The following is a 22,470-nucleotide window of genomic DNA, read 5'->3' on the forward strand; positions in this document are numbered from 1 at the left end:
GTGGCTGAGCTTGTCGATGCCACCGGGACAACCGCGGGTACCGGGCCCTTCGACAAGCTCAGGGACCTCTGCTGCGCCAGGTGGCTGAGCCTGTCGAAGCCACCGGGGCCTTTGTAGGTACCGGGCCCTTCGACAAGCTCAGGGACCTGTGCACCGGGGCCTTCGCAGGTACCGGGCCCTTCGACAAGCTCAGGGACCTATGCTGCGCCAGGTGGCTGAGCCTGTCGAAGCCACCGGGGCCTTCGCAGGTACCGGGCCCTTCGACAAGCTCAGGGACCTGTGCACCGGGGCCTTCGCGGGTACCGGGCCCTTCGACAAGCTCAGGGACCTGTGCACCGGGCCCTTCGACGAGCTCAGGGACCTGTGCGTCGCGGGTCGCGTGCCGCGCGGCGGTTCAGCTGCCGCGCGGTACGTAGTTGCCCTCGACGAGCCCCGCCTCGATCTCGAAGCGGTTACGCAGGGGATCGCGCCCGGCCAGCCCGTAGAGCAGCGGCATAAGGAAGCCGTACCGCTGCCACTGGCGCTTGTGCACGGCCTCGTGGCCCAGCACGGCGTCGCTCGGGCGGTCGTCGCCGGTGAGGAAGCATCCGCCCACGCATACGCCGCCCCGCGGGAACGCCCACGACGGCAGCCCGCGGAACACCCAGAGCCCGTGGCGCTTCTCGATGCGTCCGGTGCTCCAGATCGAGCCCCACACCCATCCGACCGTGCAGCCGTACCAGTAGCCCACCCGGCTGACGCGGGAGTCGAGCAACGCCGCCGGGATGAAGCGGTCGAACCGGCGACCGCGGGCCACGGCCGTGTCGGCGCGCTCGCGCCATCCGGCGGGCGGGCGGGCGATCGGGCTCACGCGAGGGCTCCGATCAGTCGCAGGATCGTGCCCAGGTCGTCGACGGCCGCGGCGGGCGACGCGGGCGAGAACTCCGTCAGGGTGGCTCCCGCGAGCGGCGTCGTCTCTTTCAGGCGACGAATGGATGCCACGAGGTCGGCGGTGCGGGCGCCGAAGGGAACGGCCTGCGCGACGCCGCCGATCTCGGCCGGGTCGAGAGCGTCGAGGTCGACGTGCACGTGCACGCGGCTGGCACCGGTCGCGGCGACCGCGTCGGCGAGGGCGTCGGGGGAGGAGAGCTCGTCGGCGGAGACGACCGTGATGCCGTGCGCCGCGACGAAGGCCTCTTCTTCGGGATCCCACGCGCGCGTGGCCACCAGCACGAGGCGCGCGGGGTCGATCCCGGGCTCGAGGCGCAGCAGCGGCTCACCCTCGCCCACGATGCCGCGCAGCACCATGCCCGTGAAGGCACCGCTGGGGGAGGAGTCGGGGGTATTGAGGTCGGGGTGCGCGTCGATCCAGACGACCGCGAGATCGTCGCCGGCCACGGCGGAGACGGCCCCGAGGGCGACGCCGCAGTCCCCGCCGACCACGATCGCCGTCTCGTCGGCCGAGCGGACGGCGTCTTCGATGCGCTGCCGCATGCGCACCAGAGCGCTCATGCGGTGGATCCGCGAGCCCTGCGCGTCGCCGGCCTCGGTCGGGGCCTCGAGCAGGGTGGTCGCGGCACGGGGGAGGTCGCCCGCGACGGCCTCGGCCCCGTCGACCAGCTGCATCGCGCGGGACGACGACGAGCCCTGCCACTGCGGGGCGACGATGAATCGGGTCATGGGCGGCTTCCCTCGCACGTGTGACGAGAGTGCACCGCCCGGGGTCCGGGCGATGCACTCTCGGGTGTCTGTCAGACCTGGTCGGGGCTCGGTGCGTCGATCGCGGCGCGCTGGGGGCCGCCGACCTTCAGCGCGGCGAGGCGCGCCTCGACCTCGGTGAGCTCGCCCACGTCTTCGAGGGCGTTGAACTGCGCGTCGATGCTCGAGGCGGCGAGCTCCTGCTTGCCGGCGGCGAGGGCCTCCTCGCGGCGGATCTTGTCTTCGAAACGGCCGAGCTCGCTCGTGGGGTCGAGCACGTCGATCGACTTGACGGCGTCGTGCACCTTGTTCTGGGCCTCGGCGACCTTGGCGCGGGCGAGCAGCTCGCTGCGCTTGCCTCGCAGCTGCTCGAGCTTGCCCTTCATGCCGTTGAGGCCGTCCTTGAGCTTGTCGACGACCTCGGTCTGCGAGGCGATGGTCGGCTCGGCCGCCTTGGCCTCGCTCTCGGCGGTGATCTGACGCTGGAGCGCGATCTTGGCGAGGTTGTCGAACTTGTCGGCCTCGCTCGCGTTGCCGGAGGCGCGCAGCTCGTCGCCCTTGCGGCTGGCGGCGAGGGCCTTGTTGCCCCATTCGGCGGCTGCCTGAACGTCTTCCTGGTGGTCGCGCTCGAGCAGGCGCAGGTTGCCGATCGTCTCGGCGATGGCCGACTCGGCGTCGGCGATCGAGTTCGAGTAGTCGCGGACGAGCTGGTCGAGCATCTTCTGCGGGTCCTCGGCCTGGTCGAGGAGCGCGTTGATGTTCGCGCGGACGAGGGTCGAGATGCGACCGAAGATGGACTGCTTGGCCATGCGGGGTGTTCCTTTCAGAAGGCGACGATGTCGAGTCTGGTGGCGGTTGCTACGAATTCTCTGTGATCGGGCGATGCTCCGCGAGGGGGTGGATCAGCGGCGTCCTCCTCGTCCGCCCCCGGCACGATTGCGGCCTCCGCCGGAGAACCCGCCGCCCCCGCCGCTGCGGGAGCGACCGCCGCCGGAGAACCCGCCGCCCCCGCCGCTGCGGGAGCGACCGCCGCCGGAGAACCCTCCGCCGAAGCCGCCGCCGCTCGAGCGCCCCGAGCCGGAGAAGCCTCCGCCCAGTCCGCCGAGCACGCTGCCCAGGCCTCCTCCGCCGAAGCCGCCGCGGCGTCCGCCGCCCAGCACCGAGTTGACGGCGATGCCGCCGAGGATGGCGCCCATCAGATCGCCTCCGCCGCCACCTCCGCCGAAGCCCCCCGAACCGCCGAAGGCACCGACGTCGTTCTGGGCGAGCGAGCTCGCGTCGCCCGCCAACTGCGCGGCGCGCTGCGCGGCGGTCAATGCCGTGACGGGGTCGGTCTGTCGCATCTGCTCGGCCTGCACGAGCGCCGCGCCCGCCTCGGCCAGGCGCGTGCGGGCGGTCGGTCCGATGGCACCGCGGCGCGCGGCGATGAAGTCCTCGGTGGCGCGCACCTGGGCACGCGCCTGCGTCAGCGTGGCCTCGAGCTGCGCCTCGGCGCGGCGACGGCGTTCGGCTTCGTCGCGAGCGGCGTCGAGTACCGCGTCGATGGTGCCGTTCGCTTGCTGCAGGGCCTGCACGGCGCGGAGGGGGTCGGTGCGGGCACCGCTCGCGGCGGCACGCGCGGCGTCGAGTTGGGCCCGCGTGGAGGCGATGGCCTGGGCGATGCGACCGTCGGTATCGGGGAGCGCCGCCGCGGCGGCGAGGTCGCCCTCGACCTCGGCCCGAAGGGACGCCGCGGTCTGCTGGGCCTCGGCGAGGTCGGTGCCGAGCGTCGTGATCGCGCGTTCGAGGGTCTCGGCCTGAGCGACCGCCGCTTGGGCGGCGCGGATCGCCACCGCAGCCTCGCCCGTGCGCCCGGCGGTGAGGGCGGCATCGGCTGCGGCCTCCTGCTCGGTCGCCAGGGCGAGCCGCGCCCGCGCCTGCGCGGGGTTGTCGGCGATGGGCGCGAGCGCCTCGGCGGTGAAGAGGGTCGCGAGCCGCGTGCTCTCGGCGTCGGCGGCGGTCAGGGCCTGCTCGGCGGCGGTGCGTCGCTCGCGTGCCGCAGCCAGGGCGGCGGGGGCGTCGGCCTCGAGGGCGCGCAGCTCGTCGAAGGCCGCGGCCTTGGCGTCGAGGGCCTCGTCGGCCGAGGTGCACAGGCGCAGGATCTCGGCGTAGCCCGCGCGCTGCTGCTCGGGTGTCTCGGGGGTGCTGTCGTCGAGCTGCTGCTGAATCGAGAAGGCCCGGTCGAGATCGGCCTTGGCCAGGGCGAGCACCTCGATGAAGGGCGCCGCGGCCTCGTCGCCGAACTGCGCGCGGGCGAATCCGAGCTCTTGCTCGCTCGTCTTGACCGCGTCGTCGGTGGCGACGAGGGCCGATCCGGCGCGGCGGCGCAGCTCGTCGACGCTCTCGGCCGGGGCAGCGGTCGATCCGCCCTGTGCGGCGGCGCGACGTCGTCGCACCGCGAAGAAGATGAGACCGCCCGCGATGGCGAGCAGCAGCACGCCGACCAGCACGACGGGGACGATGGCCGGGCCGCTCTGGGTCGCGGGGGTCGGCGGGGGAGCGGGCTTGTTGCCCCCGGCCTGGGCGTGGGCGGTGCGGATGCCGTCGGCTGCGGCGATCGCGGCACCGGCGTCGTCGCCGGCCTCGAGAGCCGGTTGCACGCGGTCCTGCTCGATCGAGGCGAGCTGGTCGGCGGAGAGATCCCCGCCGTCGACGTCGCCGGAGAGGTAGTACTCGAAGGTGTCGCCCTGGATCGCGATCGCCAGGAGGTACTGGTGGGGGCCGAGGTTGTTGCGGTTGGCGGCCTCGTTCGCCCAGTCGGCCGCGCCGGTGGGATTGGTGAACGAATCGACGTAGACGACCCACATGTCGAGACCCGTCTGGTCGGACAGGGCGAGCAGTTTCGCCTGCACCTCTGCTTCTTGGGCGTCGGTGAGCGCGTTCACGTCGTCGAGCACGAAGCTCGAGCCCAGCGACGGCGGCGGCACGGCCGAGGCGCTCAGCGGCGCCGCGACCACGCCGATGAGCGCGAGCATCACGACGCAGATCGCACGAGCCATCATCGGCTTTCGCATGCATCCCCCTTCGGCGGCCGGAGGTTCCACCCTACAAACGACCGCCGACACCGGGGAAGGAGCGGCGCGTCCGCTGTCAGCGCACGCGGGCGCCGCCTAGGCTCGAACGCTCGGAGGTACACCATGGACGACCGTTACGGCACCGACGTGCTCGCCCGCGGGTGGCGCGACGCCGGACGCATCACGCCCGCCGAGGTCGCGGCATCCGCCGATCTCGTCGTCGAGGTCGCCGGCAGTGACTTCGTCGGGGCGGTGACCCGCATCGACGGCATGAACGTCGAGCTCGAAGACCGCTTCGGCAAGCGCCGGCTGTTCCCGCTCGGCGGGGGCTTCCTCGTCGACGGCAAGCCCGTGGTGCTGAAGGCTCCCGCGGCCGCGCCGAAGGGGCGCACGCGCACGGCCTCCGGCTCGTTCGCGGCGGCCGACCAGCGCGCGCGCACCGCCCGCGCGAGCCGCATCTTCGTCGAGGGCAAGCACGACGCCGAACTCGTCGAAAAGGTGTGGGGCGCCGACCTGCGCGCCGAGGGCGTGGTCGTGGAGTTCCTCGAGGGCGTCGACCTGCTCGAAGAGAAGCTCGACGCCGAGCCGCCCACCGCCGAGCGCCGGTACGGCGTACTCGTCGACCACCTCGTGCCGAACTCCAAGGAGTCGCGCATCGCCGAGAAGATCGCCCGCGGCCGCCACGGCGCGCACGTGCGCATCGTCGGACACCCCTTCGTCGACGTGTGGCAGTGCGTCACCCCCCGCGCCCTCGGCATCGCCGCGTGGCCCGAGGTGCCGCGCGGCATCGAGTGGAAGGTGGGCGTCTGCCGCGCCCTGGGCTGGCCCGCCGAGGAGCAGGCCGACACCGCCCGCGCGTGGCAGCACATCCTGTCGAAGGTCACCACTTTCCGCGACCTCGAGCCGGCCCTGCTCGGCCGCGTCGAGGAGCTCATCGACTTCGTGACCGTCCCGTGAGCGGCCGAAAGGTGCCCGTTCGGCACATTCCCGGCGACCGTCCCTCTAGCCTGGACGGCATGGACACCGCCGCGCCTGTCTTCCGCGACAAGCCGGTGTCGTTCGTGCGGCGCAGCGGCCGCATGTCGGAGGCGCAGGATCGCGCGTGGGCCGAGCTCTCGCCGTTCTACCTGCTGCCGGTCGAGCGCGCAGCCGCCGAGACCAGCGTCAAGCCGGGCACCGCCGTCGACCCCGCCGCCGTCTACGGCCGCACGGCCCGCCTGGTCGTCGAGATCGGCTCCGGCCAGGGCCACCAGATCGTCTCGGCCGCCGCCGCTCACCCCGACACCGACTTCCTCGCCGTCGAGGTGTTCACCGCGGGGCTGGCCCGCACCATGCTCGACGCCGACCGCGAGGGCGTGAAGAACCTCCGCCTCGTCGAGGCCAACGCGCCGGAGGCGCTCGAGCACCTGCTGCCCGCGGCATCCGTCGACGAGCTGTGGGTGTTCTTCCCCGACCCGTGGCACAAGAACAAGCACACCAAGCGCCGTCTCGTCGCCCCCGAGTTCGCGCGCATCGCCGCGCAGGCGATCCGCCCGGGCGGCACTTTGCGCCTCGCGACCGACTGGCAGGACTACGCCGACCAGATGCGCGATGTGCTCGACGACGCCCCCGGTTTCGAGCGGGCATTCGACGGGGACTGGGCCGAGCGGTTCGAGGGGCGCGTGCTCACCGCCTTCGAGCAGAAGGGTCTTCGCGTCGGCCGCGACATCCGCGACCTCACCTACACGCGGGTTTCGCCGTGACCGCGCACACCGCGGTGCCGGTCCGCGAGCGTTCCACGTGGACGCCCAAGCTGATCCCGGCGCTCGCGGTGTGCCTCGCCGCCCCCGCGCTCTTCGTCGTGCAGATCGTGTGGCTCGGGTGGATCCTGCTCGCCCTCGCCGTGGCATCCGCCGTGCTCGTCGACCGCCTGGGCGGCGTCGCCCTCGCGCGCGGCGAGGAGCCGAGCATCGCCCGCGATGTATCGCTCATTGCGATCGGGCAGTTCATCGTCAGCCTGATCCCGCTGCACGCCGAGCTCGACAACGCCGCGTTCGTGCGTTTCACCCTCGCCCTCGGCGGGGCCGTCGTCGTGCCGTACGTGGTCTCGCGCTTCGTCTACCGCGACTACGCGATCCGTTTCCCCTGGCGCGGGGGAGGCCGCTGGACCTGGTGGCAGTGGGCGTGGCTCGGCGGAGTGATCGTGCTCGGCTATCTGATCCTGCCGTTCTACTTCATCACCTCGGGCGTCTACCGCAACTGGCCCGAGGTGGTCACGGGCGACCTCATCGCGCGCCTGTTCGTCGGCGTCGGCGCGGTGGGCATCTGGGACGAGCTCTTCTTCATCTGCACGGTCTTCGTCCTGTTGCGCCGGCACTTCCCCGACCTCACCGCCAACCTGCTGCAGGCGGTCGTGTTCGTGTCGTTCCTGTGGGAGCTCGGCTACCAGGCATGGGGCCCGCTGCTGACGATCCCGTTCGCGATCGTGCAGGGCTTCCTCTTCTTGAAGACCCGCTCGCTCTGGTACGTGGTGACCGTGCACCTGCTGTTCGACGCGGTCGTCTTCGGAGTCCTCGTGCACGCGCACAACCCGGATTCGGCATCGATCTTCCTCATCTGATCCCGGATGCCGCGGTGCCCGGGTCCTGCCCAGGTCGGCTCGCTACCCTGGAAGACGGACGCCGACCCGCGTCCCCGGACGACGGATCAGTACCCGGACTGCGACAAGACTGGCCAAGGAGCACCGTCATGTCGTGGATCGTCCTCATCCTGTCCGGAATCCTCGAGGCCGTCTGGGCCACCGCCCTGGGGCGCTCGGAGGGCTTCACCAAGCTCTGGCCGAGCGTGATCTTCGGCGTCGCGCTGGTGGCATCCATGGGCGGTCTCGCCTTCGCGATGCGCGAGATCCCGACCGGCACCGCGTACGCGGTCTGGGTCGGCATCGGTGCAGCCCTCACCGTCGTGGTGGCGATGATCGGCGGCACGGAGGCGGTCTCGGTGGTGAAGGTGCTGCTCGTGCTCGGTCTGGTGGGGTGTGTGATCGGCCTCAAACTCGTGGGCGACACCCACTGATTAGGCCATTTCGCCGAAAGTCAACCGGAGGGAACGTTCGGTTTCATCCGGTACGATCCGACCCAATTGCACTTGTCCGGGCCAGACACCGTCGTCACTCGCCCATGTCTTCCCCTGTGAAAGGTTCCGAGTGAGCGCACCGCCGAGCGAGCTTGCCCCCGCGACCCGCCCGTCACCCGTCATCGGGCGACAGCGCCGCCTTGATCGCGTGCGCGATTCGCGCCTCGGTCGTGCCCTCGTCCAGTACGGGCGCGACGTCATGCGCAAGCCCGAGGGCGTCGTCCCGGTCGAGCGCGGTGCCTTCACGAAGGTCCTGATCCTCTGGGCCATCGCCCGCGTCGTCAACTTCGGCATGCTGTGGGGCTTCTACTCGATCGCCAAGGCCGCGCGCTGGGGCTTCGGGCCCGACAGCGAGCGCCTCGGCACCTTCTGGGACTACCTCACCGGGTGGGACGCCGACCGCTACGGTCAGATCGCCGCTCAGGGCTACCCGATGTCGCTGCCCATGAACGTCTCGGGCGACATCCTCCCGAACAACTGGGCGTTCCTCCCCGTCTGGCCGACCATGATCCGCGTGATCTCCGGGGCCACCGGTCTCGGGTGGCAGCCGGTGTCGGTGATGATGAGCCTGGGCGCGAGCCTCGGCGCCACCTGGCTACTGTTCGTGCTGATGCGCACGGTCACCAAGCCGCAGGCCGCCTGGTGGGCGCTGGTGTTCTTCTCCTTCGCCCCGATGTCGTTCCTCTTCGTCATCGGGTACAGCGAGGGCCTGTTCATGCTGCTGATGTTCGCGGGCATGCTGCTCGCCATCAAGCGGCGTTACCTGTGGATCCTGCCGATCGGGCTCGTCACCGCGTACACGAGGCCGGGCGTGCTCGCCCTGGGGCTCGCGCTGGGCATCGTCTTCCTCGTGCGCTTCTTCCGCCGCAAGGTCGACCCGTTCCCGGTGCGCGAGTGGGCCTCGCTCATGGCGTCGGGCCTCGTGATCGCCGTGGCGGGCCTGTCGTGGAACCACATCGCGCAGTACGTCACCGGGACCCACAACGCCTACATCCGCACCGAGCTCGGCTGGTGGCTCGACTACGTCGGCAACGACGAGTTCACGCCGTTCACGCCGTGGTTCCGCCAGGCGGGAACGCACCTCGGCTTCGTGGGCATCGTTCTCGTGATCGCTCTGCTCGTCGCGTTCGCGGCGCTCATGTGGTCGCGGCCGGTGCGCAAGCTCGGCCTGATGGTCGTGACCTACGGCTTCAGCTACGGCGTCTACATCTTCGCGGTGTTCCTGCCGCAGCAGAGCACGTTCCGACTTCTCATGCCGATGGCGCCGATGCTGGGCGACGAGCGGTGGTCGTCGACGCCGCGCCGCCGCACGGCCATCCTGGTCGGATGCCTCGTGCTGCAGGCTGTCGCGATCCTGCTGCTGTGGACCCGCGGCAACCCGTGATCCTCATCTGAACGGACGAAAAAGGGCGGTGCCGGAAGGCACCGCCCTTTTCCACGTCGTCGGCTGGTCAGTCGGGGCGCCCGCCCGGGTCCACCGCGTCGATCATGTCCTGCTCCACGGCGTTGTCGGCGTCCATCTCGGCCGATCCCACGGCGTCGGCGTCGTCGGTGGCGAAAGCGCCGGGTTCGGAGTCATCGGTTGCTCCGCCGTCGCGGCCCGCCGAGGCCACGGCATCCGGTGACGACGTCCCCGCGCTCGGTGCCGGATTCGGCTCGGCCGGGGAAGGGACGGTCGGTTCCGTCGGCGTCGGGGCGAGCGGCTCCGACGGGTTCGGCGGTGTGGGCTCGGACGGGGTCTGGGGGAAGGACGGAGTGCTCATGCCCCGACTCTCGGCGCTGCGAGACGATGGCGCGAGCCCCTTTCGCTTCGGACGGCCGCGGTGTAACCGCCGACCAGTAGGCTTTCCCGGGAACCAGATCGGGGGAACGACGTGTCCACAGCACACGATGTGAGCAGGCGTGAGGCGATCGCGCAGTACCGCCTCGTCGGCGAACCCTCCGAACCCGACCTGCAGGGTCTCGTCGAGCTCGCCGCCACCGTGTGCGGAGTGCCGACGGCGGTCATCAACATCATCGACGACCGCATGCAGCACCAGGTCGCGGCCGTCGGCATCCAGGCCGCGTCGTGCGCGCGGGAAGACTCGATGTGCGCGGCCGTCATCAGCACCCCCGGTCGCGTTGTCGTCCCCGATGCCCGACTCGATGCCCGCTTCGCCCAGAACGCCTTCGTCACCGGCGAGATCGCGTTCACGCGCTTCTACGCCTCGAGCCCGCTCATCACTCCGGCCGGGGTGGCCATCGGCACGCTGTGCGTCTTCGACACCGAGGTCGGAGAGCTGTCGGATGCCAGTAGTCGGGCCCTCGATCTGCTCGCCCACCAGGTGATCGACGTGCTCGAACTGCGGCGGGCGCAGCGCGATCTCATCGAGTCGAACGAGCAGCTCGAGCACTTCGCGGTGCAGATCAGTCACGACCTGCGCAACCCGCTGACGGCGCTGGCCGGCTTCCTCGAGCTCGCCGCCGACAGCCCCGAGATGGTCGACGCCCCGCGTGCGGCGCAGTCGCTCGCGCGCGCGGAGGCCGCCGCCGGCCGCATGACGTCGATGGTCACCGACCTCCTCGACTTCGCGCGGATGGGCGGGGCGCGACCGCACATCACCCAGGTCGACGTCGCCGAGACGGTCGACGCCGTGCTCGAAGACCTCGACGGCGTCGTCGTGAGCGCCGGGGCCGAGGTGACGGTCGACACGTCGACGCAGGTCCGCGCCGACGACACCCTGCTGCGCGTGCTGCTGCAGAACCTCATCGCCAATGCCGTGAAGTTCACCGTCGCCGCCGACCGGGTCCCGCGCATCGTGATCAGCGTCGAGACCCTTCCCGACGGCTGGCGCGTGAACGTCGACGACAACGGCGACGCGGTCTCCGAAGACCAGCGCGAGCGGGTGTTCGAACCGATGCAGCGCGGTCACGGGGCCGAGGTGCAGGGCATCGGCATCGGTCTGGCGACGTGCCGGCGCATCGTCGAGGCGCATCGCGGCTCGATCGGCCTCGACGAGTCTCCTGCCGGTGGCACGCGCGCGTGGTTCGTGCTGCCCGCTGCCGCCTGAGTCCGTTATCCCGCGACGCGCCGGGGCGCAACCTCCGTGCCACGAGTGCGGACGGAGCCGTAGCGTAGGCCGTGCCGGGCGCGAGCCCGCCCCCGCCGACGAGGAGGAGCGACCCATGGCCCGCAATGTGCGCCTCCTGCGCTGCACGCCCGACGACGTGTTCCGCGTCTTGGCGAACGGCTGGCTGTACCCGCTGTGGGTGGTCGGCACCTCTCGCATGCGCGACGTCTCGGAGCAGTGGCCCGCCGAAGGGGCGACCCTGCATCACTCGTTCGGGTCATGGCCCCTCGTGGTGAACGACACGACGGTGATGCGCGAGTGGGACCCGCCGCGCCGCGCGGTCCTCGAGCCGCACGGCGGACCGATCGGCATCGCCCGCGTCGCGATCGACGTGAAGGCACGGGGTGACGCGTGCGTCGTCCGCATCCAGGAGGAGCCGGTGACCGGCCCGACGAAACTTCTGCCCGACACCGTGTTCGACGCGATCACGCGCTACCGCAACGCCGAGACGCTGCACCGGCTCGCCTACCTCGCTGAGGGCGGGGCGCCCGGAACCTCGGGCGGCTCTGCGGCGGCGGGCTTCGCATCCACCGCCGAGAGGGAGCCGATCCAGCGATGAGCGAGAGTTACGACGCCGTCATCGTCGGGTCGGGCCCCAACGGGTTGGCTGCGGCGGTCACCCTCGCCCGGGCGGGCCTGTCGGTCGCCGTGTACGAGCGGGCCGAGACCTTCGGGGGAGCGGCCTCCACGGCCGAGCTCACCCTCCCCGGATTCCGCCACGACGTCGGCTCGGCGGTGCACCCGCTGGCCCTGGAGTCGTGGTTCTTCCGCGAGTTCGGACTCGAGCGCCGCGTGCCCCTGATCGTGCCCGAGGTGTCGTACGCGCACCCGCTCGACGGCGGGCGCGCAGGCCTCGCCTACCGCGACCTGGCCCGCGCGGCCGACGGGCTGGGCGTCGACGGCCCCGCGTACGAACGCCTCATGCGCCCTCTGGTCGAGCACCTCCGCGGGGTCGCCGACTTCACGGGCAATGCGCTGCTGCGCATTCCGGGCGATCCTCTCGCGGCCGTGTTCTTCGGCCTGCGCGCGCTCGAGCAGGGCGGTCCGTGGTGGAACGCGAGGTTCCGCGACGACGTCGTGCCCAGCATGATCACCGGCGTCTCGGCGCACACGATCCTGCACCAGCCGAGTCTCGCCGCGGGTGGGGCCGGCCTGGTGCTCGCGACGTACGGGCACGGACGAGGCTGGCCGATCCCCGTGGGCGGCAGTCAGTCGATCGCGGATGCCATGATCGCCGACATCCGCGCGCACGGCGGAGTGCTGCACGCCGGTGTCGAGGTCACCGCGCTCGACGAACTCCCGCCCTCGCGCGCGGTGCTGCTCGACACCACTCCGCGTGCACTGGTGACGATGGCGGGGGAGCGGATGCCGGAGCTGTACCGCCGTCAGTTGGAGCGCTTCCGCTACGGCGGCGGCGTGGCCAAGGTCGACTTCGCCCTCTCGGATCCGGTGCCGTGGGCCCACCCCGACGTCGCCCGCGCGGGGACGATCCACATCGGCGGCACGCGCGCCGAGATCGCGGCGGCCGAGAACGCCGTCGCCCGCGGCGAACTGCCCGACGCGCCCTACGTGCTGGCCGCCCAGCCCACGCTGTTCGACCCCACCCGGGCGCCGGAGGGCAAGCACGTGCTCTGGGCCTATACGCACGTGCCGTCGGGCAGCCCGGCCGATCGGGAAGAGGCGGTCGTTCGCCAGATCGAGCGCTTCGCCCCCGGCTTCCGCGACACGGTGCTGGCGTCTTCGTCGCGCACCGCGACCGACATCCAGGCGTGGAACCCCAACTTCCCCGGCGGTGACATCTCGGCCGGCGCTCCGAACCTCACGCAGTTGCTCGGGCGTCCCGTCTACAGCCCCGACCCGTGGCGTACCCCGATGAAGGGCGTCTACCTGTGCTCGTCGTCGACCAGTCCCGGGCCCGGCGTTCACGGTCTGGCCGGATGGCACGCGGCGTTGAGCGCTCTGCGCCACGAGTTCGGCACGCGCCTGCGACCCGACCTCGCTCCCCGCGACGACCAGCTGCACGCGGCGGCCTCCTCGGCGTCGTAGCCGTGCCCGAGGGCGACAGCGTCTTCCGGCTGCGGCGACGACTCGACGCCGCCACCCGGGGAGTGCGCATCGCCGACGGCGAGCTCCGCTCGGGCAACGCTGCGGGCAGGAGCCTGGCGGGTCTCGGCATCCGGAGCCACGACACCCACGGGAAGCACCTGCTGACGCGGTTCGACGACGGGTCGACGCTGCACACCCACCTGCGGATGCAGGGGAGCTGGACGATCACCCGCGCGGGCCGGACGCTGCCGACCGCCGTGCGCGAGAAGGCGCGCGTGCGGTTCCGCCTCGACGACGGGCGCGAGGTGTGGGGCCTCGATCTCCCCGTGGTCGACCTCGTGCCCACGGCCCGCGAGGTCGACGTCGTCGGCTTCCTCGGCCCGGATCCGCTGCGCGACGACTGGGACGCCGCCGAAGCCGTGCGGCGCCTCTCGGTGCACCCCTCGCGGCCCTTCGTCGCGGCGCTGCTCGACCAGTCGCTGATCGCCGGCCTCGGCAACCTGTGGGTGAACGAGCTCGCCTTCCTCCGCGGCATCCACCCCTTCGCACCCATCGGGGCGACCGACCTCGACGCGCTCGTGGAGCTGGCGGCGCGGTGCCTGCGCGTCTCGGCGACGGTGCCCGGGATGTATCAGGTGACCACGGGGAACGCGCGCAAGGGAGCGTCGCACTGGGTGGCCGGTCGAGCCGGGCGGCCCTGCCTGCGCTGCGGCACGCGCGTGCGCGTGCGCGATGAGGTGGCGAACGATCCCGAGCAGCGTCGCACGTGGTGGTGTCCGCGGTGCCAGCCGATGCCCGAGGGGCCCGATGTCGGAGGTTCCGGGTAGAACGGAACCATGGCCGTCGAACGCGAGAACCTGTTGCGGGTCACCCGCATCTACGCCGAAGACGCCGCTCTCGAGCTCGAACGCGGGCGCGAGATCGTGGCACGCTGGCCCGAGGCCGACATCGTGCCGATCACCTCGCACTGGCAGATCCCCGAGGTGCACGGCGACGAGACCAACGTCGCCCGGTGGGTGCGCATCAAGACCGAGGCGCTCGTGCTCGGGGTCAAGAAGAGCGTCGTCACGCGGGTGAACGGCCGCTCGGCGGACTTCATCGCGCCGTCGCTCTCGAACGGGTGCGCGATGGCCTGCAGCTATTGCTACGTTCCGCGACGCAAGGGCTACAGCAACCCCATCACGGTGTTCGCCAACGTCGAGCAGATCTCGCGCCACCTCGCGCGCCATGTGGCGGCGCGCGGGGCCAAGACCGAGCCGAACCAGTGCGACCCCGACGCGTGGGTGTACGACATCGGCGAGAACGGCGATTGCTCGGTCGACGCGATGATCAGCGAGAACGTCCGCGACGTGTGCGACCTGTTCCGCATGATGCCGACGGCGAAGGCGTCGTTCGCGACGAAGTTCGTCAATCGCGATCTTCTCGCGTGGGATCCCGCGGGTCGCACCCGCGTGCGGTTCTCGCTCATGCCGGCCGGCACGGCCCGCGTCACCGACCTGCGGACCACGCCGATGTCGGAGCGCATCGCCGCGATCAACGACTTCGTCGACGCGGGCTTCGAGGTGCACGTCAACTTCTCGCCCGTCATCCTCACGCCCACCTGGCTCGCCGACTGGGAGCAACTGTTCGACGAGCTCGACGCGGCGCTGCACGCGCGCGCCAAGGCGCAACTCGCGTGCGAGATCATCTTCCTCACGCACAACGAGGCGCTTCACGAGGTCAACCTCGGGTGGCACCCGAAGGGCGAAGACCTGCTGTGGACGCCCGAGGTCCAAGAAGAGAAGGTGTCGCAGAACGGCGCGACGAACGTGCGTTATCGCCACCCGCTGAAGGCGCAGAGCGTCGCCGCGCTGACGGAGCTGGTGGCGCGCAAGCTGCCGTACTGCCGGGTGCGCTACGCCTTCTGACGACGCGTTGCGGCGGTCAGCTGATGTCGCCGGCGGGCGAGCCCTCGGTCGTCGCCGCTTCGTCGGCGTCGTGCTGGGCGGCCGCGCCCTCTTCGGGCGATTCGCTGCCCGCGCCGGCGGAATCGTGGTCGGGCGTGCTCTTGTCGTGGGTGGTCATCGCTTCTCCTCGCGTTCGACGTATCGGCGACGCTCGCACGCGGGCGCCCGGGTGACAAGGGGGTCGACGCGCCTCTTCGGACACGTCGGGGGTCAGAGCGGGGTGACGCCGTAGCGCTCGCGGAAGTCGGCGGTCGCCGCCTCCTCGAAGTCGTCGACGTCGTCGCGCAGGTCCATGTCGCCCATCGCGATCACAGCAGCGGCGCGAGGGCGCCGGCGGTCAGGGCGAAAGCCAGGGCGGTGCCGCCGACCGCGGTCGCCGTCAACACGCTCGCACGCTCGAAGCGGTGTCGACGGGCGGTGTTCGCGGGGTGGGAGGTGGTGCGCAGCGAAGCCTTCGCGGCGCTCAGGGCGTCGTAGCGCCCGATCGGAATGCCGTGCGCGTCGCGCGAGACATACCCGCCCGAAACGGCGTCGACGCAACCGAAGTACTCGCCGCCGCGGTGGGCGACCCAGAATCCGGTGTCGACGTTGGCCCAGAGCACGCGAGCGGCGCCGAGGGTGGAGGGGATGGATGCCGTGGTCATCTCAGGCCGCCACAGACAGCGAGCGGCGACGCGCAGGTGCCGTCGTTCGCGTGGGGTTGACACGAGGCGACGCCTCGCTGGTGGGGATGTCGACGCGGAGGTCGACCACCAGGCCGGCGGAGGAGTTGGCCATGTCGGCCATGTTCTTCAGCACGGTGGCGTTGAGGGTCTCCGGCTCGGCGCTGTCGAAGACGAAGCGCATCGGGATCGCCGGCTGGAGCCAGAGGGTGGAGCGGCCGGGGGTGCCGTCGACGTGCGTCCAGCTGAGGGTGAAGCTCTCGCTGCGGCGGAGCTTGGTCGTGACGACGACCTTGAGGTGGGACAGCAGGCGGTCCGGGATCTGGATCGACTCGGTTGCGGTGCCGTAGTACAGGTGGCCCATGGGGAACTCCCTTCGGAAGCGATTAGCTGTGTTTAGAACATACTCGATTAGTAACTAGTTTGTCTAACTATTATTTCGGGTGTACAGTTCCGGGAAGAGCGGGGAGGAGTGTGTCATGACAGACGTCGAAACCACGTCCCGCGGACTCACGCCCACGGGAACCGACGAGGTCACCTACTGGTACGGAGACGAGCCGAGCGATCGACGACACCGCAGCAAAGCGGTGCTCGAGGCTTTGCGCATCTATCGCGCCGCCGAGGTGGCGATGCGTCGTCGTACCCGCGACTCCATGTCGATGGGCGAGAACGAATTGCTCGTGCTGCGCTACCTGCTTCGCGACTCCACGCGGCGGGTGCGGCCGGGGGAGCTGACGAGGTATCTCGGGCTCTCCACCGCATCGACCACGGCGATCCTCGACCGTCTCGAGCGGTCGGGTCACATCACGCGGTCGAACAACCCCGACGACCGCCGCAGCATCTTCATCCAGGCCACCCCGCGCGCTCACGCCGAGGTGCGACAGACGCTCGGCAACATGCACGACCGCATGCTCGCCGCCGTCATCGACATGACGCCCGACGAGTCCGCAGCGGTCGTGGCGTTCCTGCAGCGCATGAGCGACGCCGTCGACGGCGTCGCGGTCGAGACCCCGGCGGTCGATTCGCCGTGATCTATGTGCTCGTCGGCGGCCCGCGCGACGGACAGCACGTGGATGATCTGCCCCGCGGTTACCGCCTCTCCCTCAGTGACCCGCAGCCCGCACCCTTCGGCGAGTTCGACACCGTGCGGGCGGTGTGGTTCGAGCTCGACGAGGCCATGTTCCGCACGACGCAGCGTCGCGACTGAGCCGTACTGCACGGGGAGTCGCGAGGCAACCCACCGGCGGTGCGGGGCGCGAGGCCGCAGTGTTGCAGCATGCGATGCGTGACTTATGCCGGCGAGACCGTGATCACGACCGACGACGTCGCGGCGTCACTGGTCGAGCTGACCGCGGCGGTCGCCAAGGAGGGCCAGGCCGAGGCCGTGAGCATTCCGATCGTGACCGACGACAAGAAAGTCGCACAGGCTGAGCTCGTGATCGGCGTCGGCAACGACGTCTTGTCGGCACCCCTCGAGTGGGATGACGAGCAGCCCGACTTCTCGCACGCTGCGAAGGAGCTGAAGGAGCACCGGCTGTTCCCCCGACCGCACCTGCGCGCCGTCGACCCCGATCCTCACGCCGACGACGAGCCCATCGACTGGGACTTCGATCAGCCCACCCAGGCCTGAGAACGCACCGGCTGATTTCCGCCGCCGCGCGGGTGAGCAACGAATCGATGCTTGCCCGCCGCGGAGGCATCCGTTATGTTCGCAAGTCCGTGCCGCCGGCACGGAAGGCCGAGAGGACGAGACGATGACCGCCATGCGCGATCTGCGTCAGGAGCAGCAGGGAACGAACAAGTCGTTCCCTCTCTCGTCGTACCCTCCGGCGCCGGTCGTCTAGAGCTCATTTGCTCACGCCCCGCACCGTCAGGTCGGGGCTTTTCTCTTTCCCTCGTGGGGGAGGCGTCTCGATCCGAGGCCGCTCCCGCGACGTCTACGGGACACCCACACGACGTCATCGCACGAAGGAAAGGAACCATGCAGAAGCTCACCGAACGACTCGTGTCGTGGGCGAGCCTGATCGACGACAAGACCGTCGAACAGGCCCGCACCTCGTCGCGGATGCCGTTCATCCACCCCCACATCGCCCTCATGCCCGACGCCCACCTCGGCCTCGGCGCGACGGTCGGCTCGGTCATCCCCACGCTCGGGGCGATCATGCCGGCCGCCGTCGGCGTCGACATCGGCTGCGGCATGATCGCCGTCAAGACGCAGTTCACCGCCGCCGACCTCGACGGACGCGACCTGTCCGAGCTGCGTCAGCAGATCGAGCGCGCCATCCCGCTGTCGGCCGGCCGCGACAACCGCAAGATCGTCGCGACCGCCGAACCGCGCATCGCCGAGCTCGAAGACCGCGCCGAGAAGGCCGAGTTCGATCCGGCGTCGTACGCGGGGCACTGGCGTCACCAGCTGGGGTCGCTCGGCAGCGGCAACCACTTCATCGAGATCTCGCTCGACGAGAACGACGACGTGTGGATGTTCCTGCACTCCGGGTCGCGGGGCATCGGCAACCGCATCGCGAAGCACCACATCGGTGTCGCGCAGCGCCTGGCGAGGCAGTGGTGGATCGAGCTGCCGCATCCCGACCTCGCGTACCTGGTCGAGGGCACGCCGGAGTTCTCGCGGTACATCCGCGAACTGCGGTGGGCCCAGCACTTCGCGCTGCTCAACCGCGAAGAGATGATGGACCGCGTCGCGAACCAGCTCGGTCGGTTCCTCGACACCCCTGTCGAAGAGCGCGAGCGGATCAACTGCCACCACAACTTCTCCGAGTCCGAGATGCACTTCGGCAAGCGGGTGTGGGTCTCGCGCAAGGGCGCGATCATGGCCGACGAAGGTCGGCCGGGCCTGATCCCGGGGTCGATGGGCACCGCGTCGTACGTGGTGGAGGGGAGGGGCGACCCGGTGTCGCTCAACTCGTCGCCGCACGGGGCGGGCCGGGAGTACTCCCGGTCGGCCGCGCGAAAGACCTTCACGCACGAGCAGCTGCGTGAGGCGATGCGCGGCATCGAGTACCGCGACACCGACGCCTTCCTCGACGAGATCCCGCAGGCCTACAAGCCGATCGACCGGGTCATGGCCGACGCCGCCGACCTGGTGAGCGTGCGACACGTGCTGCGGCAGATCGTCAACGTGAAGGGCGACTGAACCGGATGCCACGGGCGCGAGCGAGCGCCCGTGGCATCCGTCTGCGATCCTCCGAATGTCGTTCTTCCGGAGGATGCGGGAGCGTCCTCGGTCGGTGAGCATGGAAGGGAGCTTGCGAAGCCGCGCGGGCCGTCACTTCCCCCCTGGAGTGCGAACCATGTCACCTGAGTCCGTGTCACCACAGCAGGTCGCCGACCGGCGAGAACGACAGCGCGCGTGGATCCGTCTCGCGAGGGAACGCCTGTCGGCGTTCGTCCTCAGCTCGGCGGGGGAGGTCGACGCCGCGTCCCGCGAGGCCGAGACGGCCCTGCGCGAAGCCGTGTCGTCGGGAGCCGCGATCGAGACCATCTCGGCCGAGCTCGAGGTCAGTCCGCGAGCTCTGCAGGCGATCGTCGACGGCTCCGTGCCGTTGCGCAGCCTGCACCCCGACGACAGCCTGCGGCCCGCCTGAGTCGACGCCGGCCGTCTCGAGCGGGGTTACGCTCTGTCGAGAGCGTGCGGCGAGGAGGCGACGGCATGAGCGAACGCCGGTTCGAGTGGGGTGGGCTGAGCGCCGACCGCGGCGACTACGTCACTGCCGCCGAGGCGCTGGCCATGCTCGAGGTGCTCGCGCTCGCGCAGGCCGATCTGGCGGTGACGACCGAGCTGCGCGACGGCGCCGCGTGGGCGCGGTTCGCCCGCGGTGACAGGTGGGCGCTGGTGTCGACCCCCGGGTCGCGCTGGTTCTCGGTCGAGACCGACACCGGCCATCGCGTGCAGATCGTCGATGCGAACTCGTCGAAGGACCAGAGCGCGCAGTTGCTCGCGGTGTACGTCGACGTCGCCGAGGCCTACGTGCGCGGTGACGCCGAGCCGGTGCGCGGCCGGGGCCTGGCCGGCTCCACGCTCACGGTCGACGTGAACGGCCGGCAGGTTATCCTCACGCAGGCCATCGGTCGACGCGTGCGGGGACTCTTCGGGCGTTAGAGCCGGCGGCGGTCGCGGTCAAGCCGGTGCCTCCGCCGGGTCGCGGTTGCGAGGCTGGGGGTCCACGCGACGAAGGGACCCGCATGAGCGACAAGCAGAACTCCACCCCCGACGACGCCGCCGACCTCGGCGACGACGACACGGTCAAGCCCAGCCAGGAGAACGACGTCGACGAAGAGGCCAAGGCGCCGTCGAAGGACGACCCCAACGCCGACCACCAGGCCACCGGCATCGGCGTCATCGGCGACGAGTGATCCGGATGCCGCGGGGTGGTGCGATCGCACGCCCCGCGGCACCGATCCGCGTCGGGGTGGCGCCGGGCGCGGTGATAGCCTTGACCGGTCCGCCTCCGTAGCTCAGGGGATAGAGCGTTGGTTTCCGGTACCAAAGGTCGCAGGTTCGATTCCTGTCGGGGGCACCGAGGAAAGGCCGCGATCGCATCGATCGCGGCCTTCGTCGTCCTCCGGGCGGTCAGTCCTCGTCGGTGACGGCTCCGGTCGGCTCGGCGTCTTCGACGACGTGCTGCGAACCGAGTTCGTCGGCGACGGCGCGACCCTGATCGACCGCCTCCTCCCGGCTCGAGAAGCTCGCCGAGAGTTCGGGGCGTCCCTCCACGGAGTTCTCCCACTGGCCGCGGTTGGATCGGGTGGTCACGTCGTTCTGGCTCATGGCATCCATGTCACACCCCCGTGCCGGGAGCCGCACCGCTCTTGACAGCCGTTGTCAAGCGCATACGGCATCCGCCCCGTCCTTGCCATGCTGGGGGCACCTTCGAAAGGGGTTCATCATGAGCATCGGAGCCGGCATCGCGCTGTTCGTCATCGGCGCCATCCTCGCGTTCGCGGTGGATCTGCCCAACCAGTTCGTCGATCTGACCACGATCGGCTACATCATGATGGGTGCGGGCGTCGTCGTCTTCCTCATCGGTGTGGTCATGCTCGTCCGTCGCCGTCAGACCGACACGGTCACCCGCACCGAAGGCGTCGGGGGCGCACAGGTCACTCGTTCGACCACGCGCTCCGACAACGACCCCCTCGTGTGACGCGGCGGGGCCGCCGCCCCGGAGGACACCCATGAGCGAACCGACACCCACCGTCGCCTACGACCCTGCCGTCGACGATCTGTTCGACGGTCGCTACCGTCTCGGCCGTACCCTCGGCCGGGGCGGTTACGCGTGCGTGTACGAGGCGGTCGACACCGCGCTCGAGCGCACGCTCGCGCTGAAGGTCATCGACGGCGACGGTGCCGACCCTTCCGACGTGGCGCGGGTGCGGTCCGAGATCCGGCTGTTGGCCTCTCTCTCGCACCCCTCGCTCGTCACCCTCTACGACGCCAAGCTCGACGCGACTCCGGCGTACCTCGCGATGGAGCTCATCGCGGGCCCGACCCTCGCGGAGCGGATCGAGCGCGGACCACTCCCCGGCCCGGAGGTCGCGAGCATCGGGCGCGAGATCGCCGAGGCGTTCGCGGTCATCCACGGCCGCGGCATCGTCCACCGCGACGTGAAGCCGTCGAACATCCTCATCCGCCCCGCCGCCCACACGGGCGAGATGCCCCGGGCCACCCTCGCCGACTTCGGCATCGCCTCCCTGGTCGGTGCGACGCGCATGACCAAGGCCGACACCGTCATCGGCACCGCCGCCTACCTCAGCCCCGAGCAGGCGCGGGGCATGCCCGCCGCCCCCGCGAGCGACGTGTACTCGCTGGGCCTGGTGCTGCTCGAGGCGCTCACGGGGAAGCGTCCGTTCGGCTCGCGCACGCCGCACGAGGCGCTCGCGGCCCGACTGGTCTCGGCCCCCGACCTTCCCGCGAACCTCCCGCATGCGTGGCGCGAGGTGCTCGAGCGCATGACGGCGATCGAAGCGAGCGAGAGACCGGATGCCACGGGCCTCATCGTCGCCCTGCGCACCCTGTCCGATGTGGCGGTGCCGCCGCCCTCGACGGAGGCCGACGCGCAGACGCGGACCCTGCCCGGGTCGACCGCGCCGACGCGCATCTTCGAACCGGCGCCTCGCGATGCGGGTCGGGCGACGGAGCCGCGGTCGGACCGGCGTCCGTCGCGGCGCTCGCTGATCATCGGCGCGGTCGTCGCCGCCGTCCTGGTCGCGGGGGGAATCACCGCCGCCGTCGCGATGACCAACGCGGGCGCCGCGAGCGAACCCGCTCTGCCGACACTGCCGCAGCCCCTCGACCAGCACATGAACGACCTCTACGACGAGGTGGCCCCGTGAGGCGACACGGACTTCCCGCGGTCGTCGTGACCGTCGCGGCGGTGTTCGTGCTCGCGGGCTGCACCCCGCCCGCCGCGACGCCGACCGCGTGGCAGCAGAGCGTGCAGACGGTCGCCGAGCAGGCCTCGACGGGCGACTACTCGACGGCCCTGACGAGCCTCGACGCCCTCGAGGCCGAGGTCACCGCGCGCCGCGACGCGGGGGAGATCACGGCCGACGAGGCCGACGCCATCCTCACGCGCATCGCCACCGTTCGCGCCGACCTCACCTCGCTGGTCCCGGCTCCGGCGTCGACCCCCACGCCGACGCCCGAACCCTCGCAGACCACCGAGTCCAGCACCGACGATCAGCAGGACACGGTGACCGACGACGGCGGCGACGATTCGTCGAACGACGGCCCCGCCGACAAGGCGCCCGGGCCCGGGGACAACGGCAAAGACAAGGGTCCCGGCAAAGACGGCGGCGGGCCCGGCGGTGGTCCGGGCAAGAAGGGCTGAAGCCCGCTCGTCGCGGCGGC

The 22,470-nt window shown here is 70.9% G+C and carries 29 protein-coding genes, 1 tRNA gene and 1 riboswitch; of the genes, 21 read left to right on the forward strand and 9 right to left on the reverse strand.

The genetic code is table 11. The annotated features are described in order from the left end of the window. Positions 1–394: 394 nt before the first annotated feature. The 4 genes from LPW41_RS06015 to LPW41_RS16825 all read right to left on the reverse strand — a co-directional run bounded on the left by LPW41_RS06015 (position 395) and on the right by LPW41_RS16825 (position 4,730). Complete coding sequence (locus LPW41_RS06015) at positions 395–850, reverse strand: Fe-S oxidoreductase (RefSeq protein ID WP_144828676.1); 456 nt, start codon at positions 848–850, stop codon at positions 395–397. Beyond that, positions 847–1,659, reverse strand: coding sequence for an arginase family protein (locus LPW41_RS06020; RefSeq protein WP_144828674.1), 813 nt, complete (start codon positions 1,657–1,659; stop codon positions 847–849). Before LPW41_RS06020 ends, LPW41_RS06015 begins: the two co-directional genes overlap by 4 nt. 71 nt (positions 1,660–1,730) lie before the next feature. Continuing rightward, on the reverse strand, positions 1,731–2,486 hold the full coding sequence (locus LPW41_RS06025; protein ID WP_144828671.1) for a PspA/IM30 family protein: 756 nt from the start codon (positions 2,484–2,486) through the stop codon (positions 1,731–1,733). A 93-nt stretch (positions 2,487–2,579) separates the two neighbouring features. Beyond that, positions 2,580–4,730, reverse strand: coding sequence for a YgcG family protein (locus tag LPW41_RS16825; RefSeq protein WP_269074019.1), 2,151 nt, complete (start codon positions 4,728–4,730; stop codon positions 2,580–2,582). A gap of 123 nt (positions 4,731–4,853) precedes the next feature. On the opposite strand from LPW41_RS16825, the gene LPW41_RS06040 reads away from it, so the two are divergent. The 5 genes from LPW41_RS06040 to LPW41_RS06060 all read left to right on the forward strand — a co-directional run bounded on the left by LPW41_RS06040 (position 4,854) and on the right by LPW41_RS06060 (position 9,225). Beyond that, positions 4,854–5,687: a DUF3097 domain-containing protein gene (locus LPW41_RS06040; protein WP_144828668.1), complete on the forward strand. Its 834-nt coding sequence runs from the start codon at positions 4,854–4,856 to the stop codon at positions 5,685–5,687. 59 nt (positions 5,688–5,746) lie between these two features. After that, the gene (gene trmB, locus LPW41_RS06045; protein ID WP_230704339.1) at positions 5,747–6,472 is read left to right on the forward strand and encodes a tRNA (guanosine(46)-N7)-methyltransferase TrmB; all 726 of its coding nucleotides are present in this window, start codon (positions 5,747–5,749) and stop codon (positions 6,470–6,472) included. Then, a complete protein-coding gene (locus LPW41_RS06050) occupies positions 6,469–7,329 on the forward strand; it encodes a CPBP family intramembrane glutamic endopeptidase (protein WP_230704340.1) in 861 nt (286 codons plus the stop codon). Before trmB ends, LPW41_RS06050 begins: the two co-directional genes overlap by 4 nt. Before the next feature lie 53 nt (positions 7,330–7,382). After that, positions 7,383–7,447: riboswitch (guanidine-III (ykkC-III) riboswitch) on the forward strand. Positions 7,448–7,457: 10 nt separating this feature from the next. Continuing rightward, the gene (locus LPW41_RS06055; RefSeq protein ID WP_144828662.1) at positions 7,458–7,781 is read left to right on the forward strand and encodes a multidrug efflux SMR transporter; all 324 of its coding nucleotides are present in this window, start codon (positions 7,458–7,460) and stop codon (positions 7,779–7,781) included. Between the two features lie 208 nt (positions 7,782–7,989). Further along, positions 7,990–9,225 (forward strand): mannosyltransferase family protein, encoded by a 1,236-nt coding sequence (locus LPW41_RS06060; protein ID WP_230704341.1) that lies wholly within the window; start codon positions 7,990–7,992, stop codon positions 9,223–9,225. A gap of 67 nt (positions 9,226–9,292) precedes the next feature. Here the strand turns inward: LPW41_RS06060 and LPW41_RS06065 are convergent, their stop codons facing one another. Then, positions 9,293–9,604: a hypothetical protein gene (locus tag LPW41_RS06065; protein WP_230704342.1), complete on the reverse strand. Its 312-nt coding sequence runs from the start codon at positions 9,602–9,604 to the stop codon at positions 9,293–9,295. A gap of 129 nt (positions 9,605–9,733) precedes the next feature. Between LPW41_RS06065 and LPW41_RS06070 the strand changes: the two genes are divergently transcribed. From LPW41_RS06070 to LPW41_RS06090, 5 genes are all read left to right on the forward strand, one after another. Continuing rightward, on the forward strand, positions 9,734–10,891 hold the full coding sequence (locus tag LPW41_RS06070; protein ID WP_230704343.1) for an ATP-binding protein: 1,158 nt from the start codon (positions 9,734–9,736) through the stop codon (positions 10,889–10,891). A gap of 115 nt (positions 10,892–11,006) precedes the next feature. After that, positions 11,007–11,510, forward strand: a complete 504-nt coding sequence (locus LPW41_RS06075; protein WP_230704344.1) for an SRPBCC family protein — start codon at positions 11,007–11,009, stop codon at positions 11,508–11,510. Continuing rightward, positions 11,507–12,997: an NAD(P)/FAD-dependent oxidoreductase gene (locus LPW41_RS06080; RefSeq protein WP_230704345.1), complete on the forward strand. Its 1,491-nt coding sequence runs from the start codon at positions 11,507–11,509 to the stop codon at positions 12,995–12,997. The genes LPW41_RS06075 and LPW41_RS06080 overlap by 4 nt, the downstream gene beginning before the upstream one ends. Positions 12,998–12,999: 2 nt before the next feature. Continuing rightward, positions 13,000–13,824 (forward strand): DNA-formamidopyrimidine glycosylase family protein, encoded by an 825-nt coding sequence (locus LPW41_RS06085; protein ID WP_230704346.1) that lies wholly within the window; start codon positions 13,000–13,002, stop codon positions 13,822–13,824. Between the two features lie 9 nt (positions 13,825–13,833). Further along, a complete protein-coding gene (locus tag LPW41_RS06090; protein ID WP_154095981.1) occupies positions 13,834–14,904 on the forward strand; it encodes a spore photoproduct lyase family protein in 1,071 nt (356 codons plus the stop codon). Positions 14,905–14,920: 16 nt separating this feature from the next. On the opposite strand, the gene LPW41_RS06095 is transcribed toward LPW41_RS06090, so the two are convergent. The 3 genes from LPW41_RS06095 to LPW41_RS06105 form a co-directional block, all read right to left on the reverse strand. Beyond that, positions 14,921–15,061 (reverse strand): hypothetical protein, encoded by a 141-nt coding sequence (locus LPW41_RS06095; protein WP_186325387.1) that lies wholly within the window; start codon positions 15,059–15,061, stop codon positions 14,921–14,923. A gap of 190 nt (positions 15,062–15,251) precedes the next feature. Then, on the reverse strand, positions 15,252–15,587 hold the full coding sequence (locus LPW41_RS06100; RefSeq protein ID WP_144828640.1) for a hypothetical protein: 336 nt from the start codon (positions 15,585–15,587) through the stop codon (positions 15,252–15,254). Between the two features lies 1 nt (position 15,588). Next, positions 15,589–15,969 carry a hypothetical protein gene (locus tag LPW41_RS06105; protein ID WP_144828637.1) on the reverse strand — a complete coding sequence of 127 codons (381 nt, stop codon included), beginning with the start codon at positions 15,967–15,969 and terminating at the stop codon, positions 15,589–15,591. Between the two features lie 115 nt (positions 15,970–16,084). Between LPW41_RS06105 and LPW41_RS06110 the strand changes: the two genes are divergently transcribed. The 8 genes from LPW41_RS06110 to LPW41_RS06145 all read left to right on the forward strand — a co-directional run bounded on the left by LPW41_RS06110 (position 16,085) and on the right by LPW41_RS06145 (position 20,140). Beyond that, positions 16,085–16,636 (forward strand): MarR family winged helix-turn-helix transcriptional regulator, encoded by a 552-nt coding sequence (locus tag LPW41_RS06110; RefSeq protein ID WP_144828634.1) that lies wholly within the window; start codon positions 16,085–16,087, stop codon positions 16,634–16,636. A 38-nt stretch (positions 16,637–16,674) separates the two neighbouring features. Then, a complete protein-coding gene (locus LPW41_RS06115; protein WP_186325386.1) occupies positions 16,675–16,812 on the forward strand; it encodes a hypothetical protein in 138 nt (45 codons plus the stop codon). 69 nt (positions 16,813–16,881) lie between these two features. Then, positions 16,882–17,235 (forward strand): hypothetical protein, encoded by a 354-nt coding sequence (locus LPW41_RS06120; protein ID WP_186325385.1) that lies wholly within the window; start codon positions 16,882–16,884, stop codon positions 17,233–17,235. Between the two features lie 351 nt (positions 17,236–17,586). Further along, positions 17,587–18,756 (forward strand): RtcB family protein, encoded by a 1,170-nt coding sequence (locus LPW41_RS06125; protein ID WP_230704347.1) that lies wholly within the window; start codon positions 17,587–17,589, stop codon positions 18,754–18,756. 157 nt (positions 18,757–18,913) lie between these two features. Beyond that, on the forward strand, positions 18,914–19,207 hold the full coding sequence (locus LPW41_RS06130) for a hypothetical protein (RefSeq protein ID WP_154095978.1): 294 nt from the start codon (positions 18,914–18,916) through the stop codon (positions 19,205–19,207). 65 nt (positions 19,208–19,272) lie between these two features. Further along, positions 19,273–19,722 (forward strand): hypothetical protein, encoded by a 450-nt coding sequence (locus LPW41_RS06135; RefSeq protein ID WP_144828624.1) that lies wholly within the window; start codon positions 19,273–19,275, stop codon positions 19,720–19,722. An 83-nt stretch (positions 19,723–19,805) separates the two neighbouring features. Further along, positions 19,806–19,976: a hypothetical protein gene (locus LPW41_RS06140; protein ID WP_230704348.1), complete on the forward strand. Its 171-nt coding sequence runs from the start codon at positions 19,806–19,808 to the stop codon at positions 19,974–19,976. Between the two features lie 91 nt (positions 19,977–20,067). Then, positions 20,068–20,140, forward strand: a tRNA-Arg gene (locus LPW41_RS06145). 53 nt (positions 20,141–20,193) lie between these two features. On the opposite strand, the gene LPW41_RS06150 is transcribed toward LPW41_RS06145, so the two are convergent. Continuing rightward, positions 20,194–20,400: a DUF2188 domain-containing protein gene (locus tag LPW41_RS06150; RefSeq protein ID WP_230704349.1), complete on the reverse strand. Its 207-nt coding sequence runs from the start codon at positions 20,398–20,400 to the stop codon at positions 20,194–20,196. 109 nt (positions 20,401–20,509) lie between these two features. Between LPW41_RS06150 and LPW41_RS06155 the strand changes: the two genes are divergently transcribed. From LPW41_RS06155 to LPW41_RS06165, 3 genes are read left to right on the forward strand one after another with little or no spacing between them, the layout of a single operon-like run. Then, a complete protein-coding gene (locus LPW41_RS06155) occupies positions 20,510–20,764 on the forward strand; it encodes a DUF6458 family protein (protein ID WP_144828621.1) in 255 nt (84 codons plus the stop codon). Positions 20,765–20,795: 31 nt separating this feature from the next. Next, positions 20,796–21,953: a serine/threonine-protein kinase gene (locus LPW41_RS06160; RefSeq protein WP_230704350.1), complete on the forward strand. Its 1,158-nt coding sequence runs from the start codon at positions 20,796–20,798 to the stop codon at positions 21,951–21,953. Then, positions 21,950–22,450 carry a hypothetical protein gene (locus LPW41_RS06165; protein WP_230704351.1) on the forward strand — a complete coding sequence of 167 codons (501 nt, stop codon included), beginning with the start codon at positions 21,950–21,952 and terminating at the stop codon, positions 22,448–22,450. The genes LPW41_RS06160 and LPW41_RS06165 overlap by 4 nt, the downstream gene beginning before the upstream one ends. Positions 22,451–22,470 lie beyond the last annotated feature (20 nt).

The sequence above is a fragment of the Microbacterium sp. JC 701 genome (assembly GCF_021026215.1).
Taxonomy (GTDB): Bacteria; Actinomycetota; Actinomycetes; order Actinomycetales; family Microbacteriaceae; genus Microbacterium; species Microbacterium algihabitans.

Coding starts and splice junctions, on each gene's coding strand:
- LPW41_RS06020 (WP_144828674.1), bottom strand. CDS start 1,659: ATGACCCGATTCATCGTCGCCCCGCAGTGGCAGGGCTCGTCGTCGTCC.
- LPW41_RS06025 (WP_144828671.1), bottom strand. CDS start 2,486: ATGGCCAAGCAGTCCATCTTCGGTCGCATCTCGACCCTCGTCCGCGCG.
- LPW41_RS16825 (WP_269074019.1), bottom strand. CDS start 4,730: ATGCGAAAGCCGATGATGGCTCGTGCGATCTGCGTCGTGATGCTCGCG.
- LPW41_RS06040 (WP_144828668.1), top strand. CDS start 4,854: ATGGACGACCGTTACGGCACCGACGTGCTCGCCCGCGGGTGGCGCGAC.
- trmB (WP_230704339.1), top strand. CDS start 5,747: ATGGACACCGCCGCGCCTGTCTTCCGCGACAAGCCGGTGTCGTTCGTG.
- LPW41_RS06055 (WP_144828662.1), top strand. CDS start 7,458: ATGTCGTGGATCGTCCTCATCCTGTCCGGAATCCTCGAGGCCGTCTGG.
- LPW41_RS06065 (WP_230704342.1), bottom strand. CDS start 9,604: ATGAGCACTCCGTCCTTCCCCCAGACCCCGTCCGAGCCCACACCGCCG.
- LPW41_RS06075 (WP_230704344.1), top strand. CDS start 11,007: ATGGCCCGCAATGTGCGCCTCCTGCGCTGCACGCCCGACGACGTGTTC.
- LPW41_RS06080 (WP_230704345.1), top strand. CDS start 11,507: ATGAGCGAGAGTTACGACGCCGTCATCGTCGGGTCGGGCCCCAACGGG.
- LPW41_RS06090 (WP_154095981.1), top strand. CDS start 13,834: ATGGCCGTCGAACGCGAGAACCTGTTGCGGGTCACCCGCATCTACGCC.
- LPW41_RS06095 (WP_186325387.1), bottom strand. CDS start 15,061: ATGACCACCCACGACAAGAGCACGCCCGACCACGATTCCGCCGGCGCG.
- LPW41_RS06100 (WP_144828640.1), bottom strand. CDS start 15,587: ATGACCACGGCATCCATCCCCTCCACCCTCGGCGCCGCTCGCGTGCTC.
- LPW41_RS06105 (WP_144828637.1), bottom strand. CDS start 15,969: ATGGGCCACCTGTACTACGGCACCGCAACCGAGTCGATCCAGATCCCG.
- LPW41_RS06110 (WP_144828634.1), top strand. CDS start 16,085: ATGACAGACGTCGAAACCACGTCCCGCGGACTCACGCCCACGGGAACC.
- LPW41_RS06120 (WP_186325385.1), top strand. CDS start 16,882: ATGCGATGCGTGACTTATGCCGGCGAGACCGTGATCACGACCGACGAC.
- LPW41_RS06125 (WP_230704347.1), top strand. CDS start 17,587: ATGCAGAAGCTCACCGAACGACTCGTGTCGTGGGCGAGCCTGATCGAC.
- LPW41_RS06130 (WP_154095978.1), top strand. CDS start 18,914: ATGTCACCTGAGTCCGTGTCACCACAGCAGGTCGCCGACCGGCGAGAA.
- LPW41_RS06135 (WP_144828624.1), top strand. CDS start 19,273: ATGAGCGAACGCCGGTTCGAGTGGGGTGGGCTGAGCGCCGACCGCGGC.
- LPW41_RS06140 (WP_230704348.1), top strand. CDS start 19,806: ATGAGCGACAAGCAGAACTCCACCCCCGACGACGCCGCCGACCTCGGC.
- LPW41_RS06150 (WP_230704349.1), bottom strand. CDS start 20,400: ATGGATGCCATGAGCCAGAACGACGTGACCACCCGATCCAACCGCGGC.
- LPW41_RS06155 (WP_144828621.1), top strand. CDS start 20,510: ATGAGCATCGGAGCCGGCATCGCGCTGTTCGTCATCGGCGCCATCCTC.
- LPW41_RS06160 (WP_230704350.1), top strand. CDS start 20,796: ATGAGCGAACCGACACCCACCGTCGCCTACGACCCTGCCGTCGACGAT.